Genomic DNA, 7,694 nt, shown 5'->3' with positions numbered 1-7,694 from the left:
TTTTTAAACAATAAGACGTAATCCGATATAGACTCTCTTTTGTGTGTTTTTCTGAGGTGTTATCTTCCTTTCTTATCGGGGGGGGGCCGGGGGGGGGCCCCGGGACGTCCGGCGCCGCTACGGCGACCGCTACCGGGTGCTGCGGGCCTCGTCGGGGCCGGAGGCGCTGGACGCGCTGCGGGAGGTCAAGCTGCGCGGCGAACAGGTGGCGCTGCTGCTGGCCGACCACCGGATGCCGGAGATGACCGGCGTGGAGTTCCTCGAGGCGGCCATGGACATCTTCCCGGCGGCGCGCCGGGTGCTCCTCACCGCGTACGCGGACACCGACGCCGCGATCGAGGCGATCAACGTGGTGGACCTGGACCACTACCTGCTCAAGCCGTGGCATCCGCCGGAGGAGAAGCTGTACCCGGTGGTCGACGGGCTGCTGGAGGCGTGGGCGGCGACCCCGGACGCGGCGAGTGCCGAGATCCGGGTCGTCGGGCACCGGTGGTCGGCGCCGTCGTTCAAGGTCCGTGACTTCCTGGCCCGCAACCTGGTGCCGTACCGCTGGTTGCTGTCGGACGACCCGGAGGGCGTCCGGTTGCTCGACGCGGCCGGTGCTACCGAGGCGGACGTGCCGCTGGTGGTGACCCCCGAGGGCAAGGCGTTGATCGCCCCCAGTGAGGCCGAGCTGGCCGCGCTGGCCGGGTTGACAGTGGTGCCGGCGTCCGACTTCTACGACCTGGTGGTGATCGGCGGTGGCCCGGCGGGCCTCGGCTCGGCCGTGTACGGGGCGTCGGAGGGGCTGCGGACCGTGCTGGTCGAGCGGCGGGCGACCGGCGGGCAGGCCGGGCAGAGCAGTCGGATCGAGAACTACCTGGGCTTCCCGGACGGCGTGTCCGGCGCGCAGTTGACCGATCGGGCCCGGCGGCAGGCGGTGAAGTTCGGCGCGGAGCTGCTCAGCGCCCGTGAGGTGGTCGGTCTCAGCGAGGCGGGTGGTGCCCGGCTGCTGCGCTTCGGCGACGGCAGCGAGATCGCGGCGCACACTGTGGTGCTGGCGACGGGGGTGTCGTACCGGGTGCTCGACGCTCCCGGGCTGGCCGACCTCACCGGCCGGGGGGTGTTCTACGGCGCCGCCGCCACCGAGGCGCCGAGCTGCGTCGAGCAGGACGTCTACATCGTCGGCGGGGCCAACTCCGCCGGGCAGGCGGCGGTGCACTTCTCCCGGTACGCGTCGAGGGTGCACCTGCTGATCCGTGGCGCGGACCTGACCGCCTCGATGTCGCGGTACCTGATCGACCAGTTGGAACGGATCGACCGGATCACCGTGCACCCGCACACCGCAGTGGTCGGCGGGGCCGGTGAGGGTCACCTGGAACGGCTGACCCTCTGTGACACCCGCACCGGGGAGGCCCGTTCGGTGGACACCTCGTGGCTGTTCATCTTCATCGGCGCGGAGCCGCGTACCGAATGGCTGGACGGGGTGCTGGTCCGCGACGAGCGCGGCTTCATCGTCACCGGCCCGGATCTGCTGGCCGGGGGGCGGCGGCCGGCGGGCTGGTCGTTGTCACGCGACCCGTACCACCTGGAGACCAGCGTGCCGGGCGTGTTCGCCGCCGGCGACGTGCGGGCCGAGTCGGTCAAGCGGGTCGCCTCGGCCGTCGGCGAGGGCGCGATGGCCGTGTCGCTCGTGCACCGCTACCTGGAAGCCCAATGAGCCGGTTCTGCGAGCGGAGGAGTCCCAGTGAGCACCGAGTCTGATCGGTTGACACCTGCGGAGCTGCGTACCCTGTTCCTGTTCGAGGCCCTCGACGACGCGCAGCTCGACTGGCTGGCCGAGCATGGCCGGGTCGAGCAGCGGGCCGGGGGGACCCTCGTGTACGCCGAGGGTGAGCCGGCGACCTGCTTCTTCGTGCTGGTGCGCGGGGCGGTGGCGTTGAGCCGTCTGGTGCACGGCGACGACGTGGAGGTCAGCCGGACCGAGCAGCGCGGGGTGTACGGCGGAGCCACCCAGGCGTACCTCGGTGAGCAGGTCGACCAGGTCTACCGCAACAGCCTGCGGGCGGTGACCGACGCGGACTTCTTCGTGCTGCCGGCGGAGGACTTCGCGTACGCCCTGCGGTCCTGGTTCCCGATGCCCATGCACCTGTTGGAGGGGCTGTTCTTCGGGATGCGGGACTCGCAGGCCATCGTCGGTGAACGGGAGCGGCTGCTGGCGCTCGGCTCGTTGTCGGCGGGGCTGACGCACGAACTGAACAATCCGGCTGCGGCGGCGGTGCGGGCGACGTCGGTGTTGCGGGACCGGGTTGCCGGGATGCGCCACAAGCTCGCCATGATCGCCGATGGTCGGCTCGACGGCAGCGCCCTGCACGGTCTCGTCGCGTTGCAGGAGGAAGCCGTCGCCCGGGTCGCGACCGCGCCGAAGCTGTCCCCGATGGCCACCGCGGACGCCGAGGACACCCTCACGGACTGGCTGGAGGAGCACGGGGTCGAGGGTGCCTGGGACCTGGCGCCGATCCTGGTCGGTGGCGGCCTCGACACGGCCTGGCTGACGCGGGTGAAGGCGGCGGTCGGCCCGGCCGACCTGGAGGCGGCGGTGCGCTGGCTCACCTACACGGTCGACACCGAGCTGTTGATGCGGGAGATCGGCGACGCGGTGACCCGGATCTCGGGCCTGGTGGGCGCCGCCAAGCAGTACTCGCAGCTGGACCGCGCGCCGCACCGGGTGGTGGACGTGCACGACCTGCTCGACGCCACGCTGGTGATGTTCAAGGGGAAGATCCCCGCCGAGGTCAAGCTGGTCCGCGAGTACGACCGTGGTCTTCCGCCGGTCCCGGCGTACGCGGCCGAGCTGAACCAGGTGTGGACCAACCTGATCGACAACGCGTTGGGCGCGATGGGCGAGAAGGGTGTGTTGACCGTCCGCACCGGACTCGTCGGCGACCTGCTGGCGGTGGAGATCACCGACACCGGCCCGGGTATCCCGCCGGAGGTGCGGCCGCGCATCTTCGAGCCGTTCTTCACCACCAAGCCGGTGGGCGCGGGCACCGGGTTGGGGCTGGACATCTCGTACCGGATCGTGGTGAACAAGCACCACGGCGACATCCGGGTGGAGACCGAGCCGGGGCGGACCACCTTCCGGGTGCTGCTGCCCATCGCGGAGGGCTCACCGGACGCGCCGGGCGACGCGCCGACTACCTAGAGACAGCGGGCGATAGCCGGCAGTAGTCTCGGGCAGCGTTGGTGATCCCGCCCCCGAGGAGGGTCCGTGGAGTCGATGGCCCGCCAGCGCACCGCCGCCGAGGACGCCGACCAGCCGGGCGATCCGCCGGCCGGCACGATGTTGCCGGAGCTGGAGGACCCGGACTGGTTGCATCACGCGCACGAGTTCGCCCACACGGGTTTCTGGGCGGTGGCCCGCCGGCTGCCCCGACTGGTCCGCGAGGCGGTCGGGCTGGCCTGGGCCACCAACCGTCGGGACACCGTCGCCTCCATCGGCCTGAACGTCGCCGCCGGTGTGATGACCACGTTCGGCCTGCTGGCCACGACAAGTGTGCTGAGCGAGTTGTTCGCCGCCGGTCCCACACCGGACCGGGTCCGGGCGGCGCTGCCGGCGCTGGTCGTGGCGGCGACGGCCGTGTCGGCGCGTGGGGGCCTGGCGATCGCGGCCGGATGGGCCCAGGCCCGGCTGACCCCGCAGATCAACTATCAGGTGGAGTTGCGCCTGTTCGAGGCCACCACCGCCGTGGAACTTGCCGCGTTCGACGACGCCGGCTTCGCCGAGGAGATGGACCGGGCCCGGGACCGCGGGATGGCGGAGGCCGCGTACATCGTCAGTCACACTGTCAACCTGGTCACCGGTGTGGTCGGCATGCTGGCCACCGCCGTCGCGGTGACCGTCATCCAACCGCTGCTGCTGCCCTGTCTGCTGCTCGCCGCGGTGCCCCAGGCAATCACCGCGGTGCGGATGGCCCGCCGTGAGTACCTGGCGATGCTGGCCCGGATCACCCGCCAGCGGCGGATGTGGATGCTGGCCCACCTGATGGCCAACCGACACACCGCCGCCGAGGTGCGCGCGTACCAGATGCGCGATTTTCTGCTTGCCGAGTATCGCGGCGTGATGGCCGTCGAGACGCGGGCCCAACTGCGGTTGGTCCGCGCCCAGACCGGCACGCGGGTCGGCGGCGCGACCGTCGCGGGCCTGGCCACCTTCGGGGTGTACGCGGTGCTCGGCGGTCTTCTGCTGGCCGGAATGGTGGCCCTCGCCGCCGCGGCCACCGCCCTGCTCGCCCTTCAGTCGGCGCGGAACAGCCTGGGTGTGGCGGTCATCGCCACGAACTCGCTCTACGAGGATGCCCTCTACTACCAGGACTACCGGGACTTCCTGTCCCGCGCCCACGCCCGGGTGCCGATCGGCGGCGACCGCGTGGTCGACGGCGTCCAGGTGATCGAGCTGGACGAGGTGAGCCTGAGGTATCCGGACACCGACACGCCCGCCGTGGACCGGGTGAGTCTGACAGTGCGCCGGGGGGAGGTGGTCGCTCTGGTCGGCGAGAACGGCTCCGGCAAGACCACACTGGCCAAACTGATCGCCGGGCTCTACCGGCCGACCGGTGGGGTGATCCGCTGGGACGGTGTCGACGCCGTCGAGCTGGACCCACGCGCCCTCGGTGGCCAGGTGGCCGTGATGACCCAGGAGTACTGGAAGTTCCCGTTCACCGCCGGGCAGAACATCCGCGTGGGGCGGCACGACCGCGCACCCGGGCGATCCGGCCCCAGCGTGCAGGAGGCGGCCGGCGCGGCTGCCGCCCACGACATGATCGTCGGCCTGCCCAACAGCTACGACACGCTGCTCGACCGGGAGTTCAAGGACGGCCATGAACTGTCCGGTGGGCAGTGGCAACGGTTGGTCGCCGCCCGTGGCCTGTACCGGGACGCGGCGCTGCTGATCTGTGACGAACCGTCGGCGGCCCTGGACGCCCGCGCCGAACACGCCCTGTTCCAGCACCTCCGCCGCAGCCCCGACCGGGCTGTCGTCCTGATCACCCACCGGTTGGCCAACGTCCGGCACGCCGACCGGATCTTCGTGATGGAACGGGGCCGACTGGTCCAGCAGGGCAACCACGACGAGCTGATGGCGTCCGGTGGCCTCTACCGGGAGCTGTTCGAGTTGCAGGCCAGCGGTTACCTGACCGGCACCGACGACGCCCTGCCCCGCTGACCGTCCACCCGGGCAACCGTTCGCTCAGGCGCTGCGTGCCGCCGCGAGGAAGTCGGCCAGCACCCGAGTGTGGGTGGAGAAGGCGAGCTCGACCGGGTCGGTGAGCACCAGCCACTCGGTCGCCTCGTCGGTCGGCGCCGACGCCGGCAGGTCCTCGGCCCGCTGCTCGGGCAGCACCCCGAAGACCATCATGGTGCCGCCCGCCGGGGCGCCATGCACCGCGAACAGTCGGGCGTCCTCGGCCGCCGCGACCAGGCCGGTCTCCTCCCGCAGCTCACGGACGAGCGCGTCGGACCACTCCTCGCCGTACTCGATGAAGCCGCCGGGCAGCGCGAGCAGGCCGCGGGCCGGTTCGATGTCCCGGCGGACCACCACCACGCCCAGGCCCTCGGCCGTGCGGACCGGCAGCACCGCGACCGCCACGGGCAGCGGGTTGCGCCAGACGGTCTCGCCGCAGGCCGCGCAGACGCGGGGCCAGCCGGCGGCCGGCGGGTAGGCGGCGCCACAGTAGGAGCAGTGTGAGTACGGCGTGCCGGTCATGCCGCAGCACGCTACTCCGACAACCCCGAAGTCTGCCGCGCCGCCGCCCGCGCTCAGAGCTCCGGGGTGCCGGTGTAGAAGGCGGTGGTGCGTTCGGCGGCGGCCTTCGCCTCGTCGGCGTCGGTGCCGGCGGCGATGCTGGCCTCACCCCACAGGTGGCTGCTCAGTTCCATGGCCCGCCGGCCCTCGGGGGAGCCGGTCCATTCGGCGGCCTGGTCCGGGGTGATCCCGCTGCCGTCGCCGGCCAGGTGCGAGGCGAGCCCGAGCAGGCCCAGGTCCCAGCCGACCCCGACGGCGCCCGGCCCGAACTGCGCCCACCGGTCCTGGTCGACGTGCGCGATGTGGTCCAGGTCGAGGCGGGCCCGCTCGTCGCCGACAGCTGTGACGCGCACCTCGATCCAGCTCACCTCGTCGCCGTACTCCCAGGTGGCGGTGAAGCGGTGCGGCGGCTCGCAGGTCTCGATGGTGCCGTGGGCGTTGCCCTGCAACTGGTACGTGCCGTGCAGCCGCAGGTCGCCGGAGATCGGCAGGAACCAGCGGGGGATGCGCTCGGCGCTGGTGCAGGCGTCCCAGAGATCATCGACCGTCGCCTGGTAGGTCTGGCTGATCGTGGTCACCCGAGCCTCGCCGGCCTCCAGGGTGCGGCTGCCGACCTTCCGCTGGACGGCGTTGATCTGCTCGGTCGCGTCGAACATCAGGTGTTCCTCTCGTCGGATGAATCGGCGGGCCCGCGGAGCCGACGTTCGCGTCGACCTCGGGCCAGCTCCGTGGCGAGTGCCGCCAGGGGTGGGGTCCAGAACCGGCGGAAGTGCTCCAGCCAGCCGTCGACCTCGCGCAGTGGGCGGGGGTCGACCGCGTACAGCCGCCGGGTGCCTTCCGGCCGCACGGTGGCGAAGCCGTTGTCGCGTAACACCTTGAGGTGTTGGGAAACGGCGGGTTGGGAGATGCCGAACTCGTCGCGGATCACCGCGTTGACCGCGCCGGCGGTCTGCTCGCCGTCGGCGAGCAGTTCCAGGATGCGGCGCCGGACCGGATCGCCCAGCACGTCGAAGGCGTGCACGACGACAGTTGTATCACTGACGGCTTATTTAAGCCAGTTCCGATACTCCGATGAGTTTGTCGAGCCGGATCGGCAGCTCCCGGATCCGTACGCCGGTCGCGTGGTGCACCGCGTTGGCGATCGCCGCCGCGGCGCCGACGATGCCGATCTCACCGATGCCCTTCACCCCGGCCGGGTTCAGCCCGTCGTCGCGCTCGTCCAGCCAGTACGCCTCGATGGACTCCACGTCCGCGCAGCCGGTGATGTGGTACGTAGCCAGGTCGTGGTTGACCCAGTCGCCGTACCGCTCGTCGAGCAGCCCCTCCTCGTGTAGCGCCATCGACAGGCCCATCGTCATACCGCCGATGAGCTGGCTGCGCGCCGTCGTCGGGTTCACCACCCGGCCGGCGGCGAACACCCCGAGCATGCGGTTCACGCGTACCTCGCCGGTGTCGGCGTCCACCCGCACCTCGACGAACTGCGCCCCGTACGCGTACCGGGGGAGCGCGGGCTGTCCGCCCACCTCGTCGGTGGTGTCCGCCTCGGCGGTCACCTCGCCGGGGTTGTCGCGCCGCTTCTCCCGCAACGCCTGGCAGGCGCGGATGACCGCCCAGCTCCAGCTCGCGGTGCCCATCGATCCGCCGGCCAACGGGGCGGTCGGCAGCTCACTGTCCCCGATGTGGATCTCCACCTGCTCGGGCGGCACCCCGAGCGCGTCGGCGGCCACCTGCCAGATCGCCGTACGGGCGCCGGTGCCGATGTCGGTGGCGTTGATCCGGACCAGGAAGCTTCCGTCGGGCCGGGCGGTGGCGGTGGCCGCCCGGTCGATGACGGCACGCAGCAGAAACGGGCTGGCCATCGCGATGACCGAGGAGAGCACGATGATCGCGGTGACGGCGGCGAGCGCGGGCC

At 71.6% G+C, this 7,694-nt stretch carries 7 protein-coding genes; 3 read left to right on the top strand and 4 right to left on the bottom strand.

Going from position 1 to position 7,694, the window contains the following annotated elements:
• The first annotated feature begins 136 nt into the window (after positions 1–136).
• The 3 genes from ACWCO3_RS28115 to ACWCO3_RS28105 all read left to right on the top strand — a co-directional run bounded on the left by ACWCO3_RS28115 (position 137) and on the right by ACWCO3_RS28105 (position 5,203).
• Positions 137–1,699, top strand: coding sequence for an FAD-dependent oxidoreductase (locus ACWCO3_RS28115; protein ID WP_450012893.1), 1,563 nt, complete (start codon positions 137–139; stop codon positions 1,697–1,699).
• 27 nt (positions 1,700–1,726) lie between these two features.
• Positions 1,727–3,184: an ATP-binding protein gene (locus tag ACWCO3_RS28110; protein WP_450012891.1), complete on the top strand. Its 1,458-nt coding sequence runs from the start codon at positions 1,727–1,729 to the stop codon at positions 3,182–3,184.
• A gap of 75 nt (positions 3,185–3,259) precedes the next feature.
• Positions 3,260–5,203, top strand: coding sequence for an ABC transporter ATP-binding protein (locus ACWCO3_RS28105; RefSeq protein WP_450012895.1), 1,944 nt, complete (start codon positions 3,260–3,262; stop codon positions 5,201–5,203).
• 24 nt (positions 5,204–5,227) lie between these two features.
• Here the strand turns inward: ACWCO3_RS28105 and ACWCO3_RS28100 are convergent, their stop codons facing one another.
• From ACWCO3_RS28100 to ACWCO3_RS28085, 4 genes are all read right to left on the bottom strand, one after another.
• Positions 5,228–5,743, bottom strand: a complete 516-nt coding sequence (locus tag ACWCO3_RS28100; RefSeq protein WP_145781182.1) for an NUDIX domain-containing protein — start codon at positions 5,741–5,743, stop codon at positions 5,228–5,230.
• Between the two features lie 53 nt (positions 5,744–5,796).
• Positions 5,797–6,438, bottom strand: a complete 642-nt coding sequence (locus tag ACWCO3_RS28095; protein ID WP_145781184.1) for an SRPBCC family protein — start codon at positions 6,436–6,438, stop codon at positions 5,797–5,799.
• Complete coding sequence (locus ACWCO3_RS28090; RefSeq protein WP_145781186.1) at positions 6,438–6,803, bottom strand: ArsR/SmtB family transcription factor; 366 nt, start codon at positions 6,801–6,803, stop codon at positions 6,438–6,440. The genes ACWCO3_RS28095 and ACWCO3_RS28090 overlap by 1 nt, the downstream gene beginning before the upstream one ends.
• Before the next feature lie 28 nt (positions 6,804–6,831).
• Positions 6,832–7,694: molybdopterin cofactor-binding domain-containing protein (locus tag ACWCO3_RS28085; protein ID WP_450012888.1), on the bottom strand; the 863-nt coding region annotated here is incomplete at its 5' end.

The organism is Micromonospora sp. NPDC002411 (assembly GCF_053592955.1).
The sequence above is the reverse complement of the archived record's forward strand: the minus strand, read 5'-3'. Positions and strand labels throughout refer to the sequence as shown.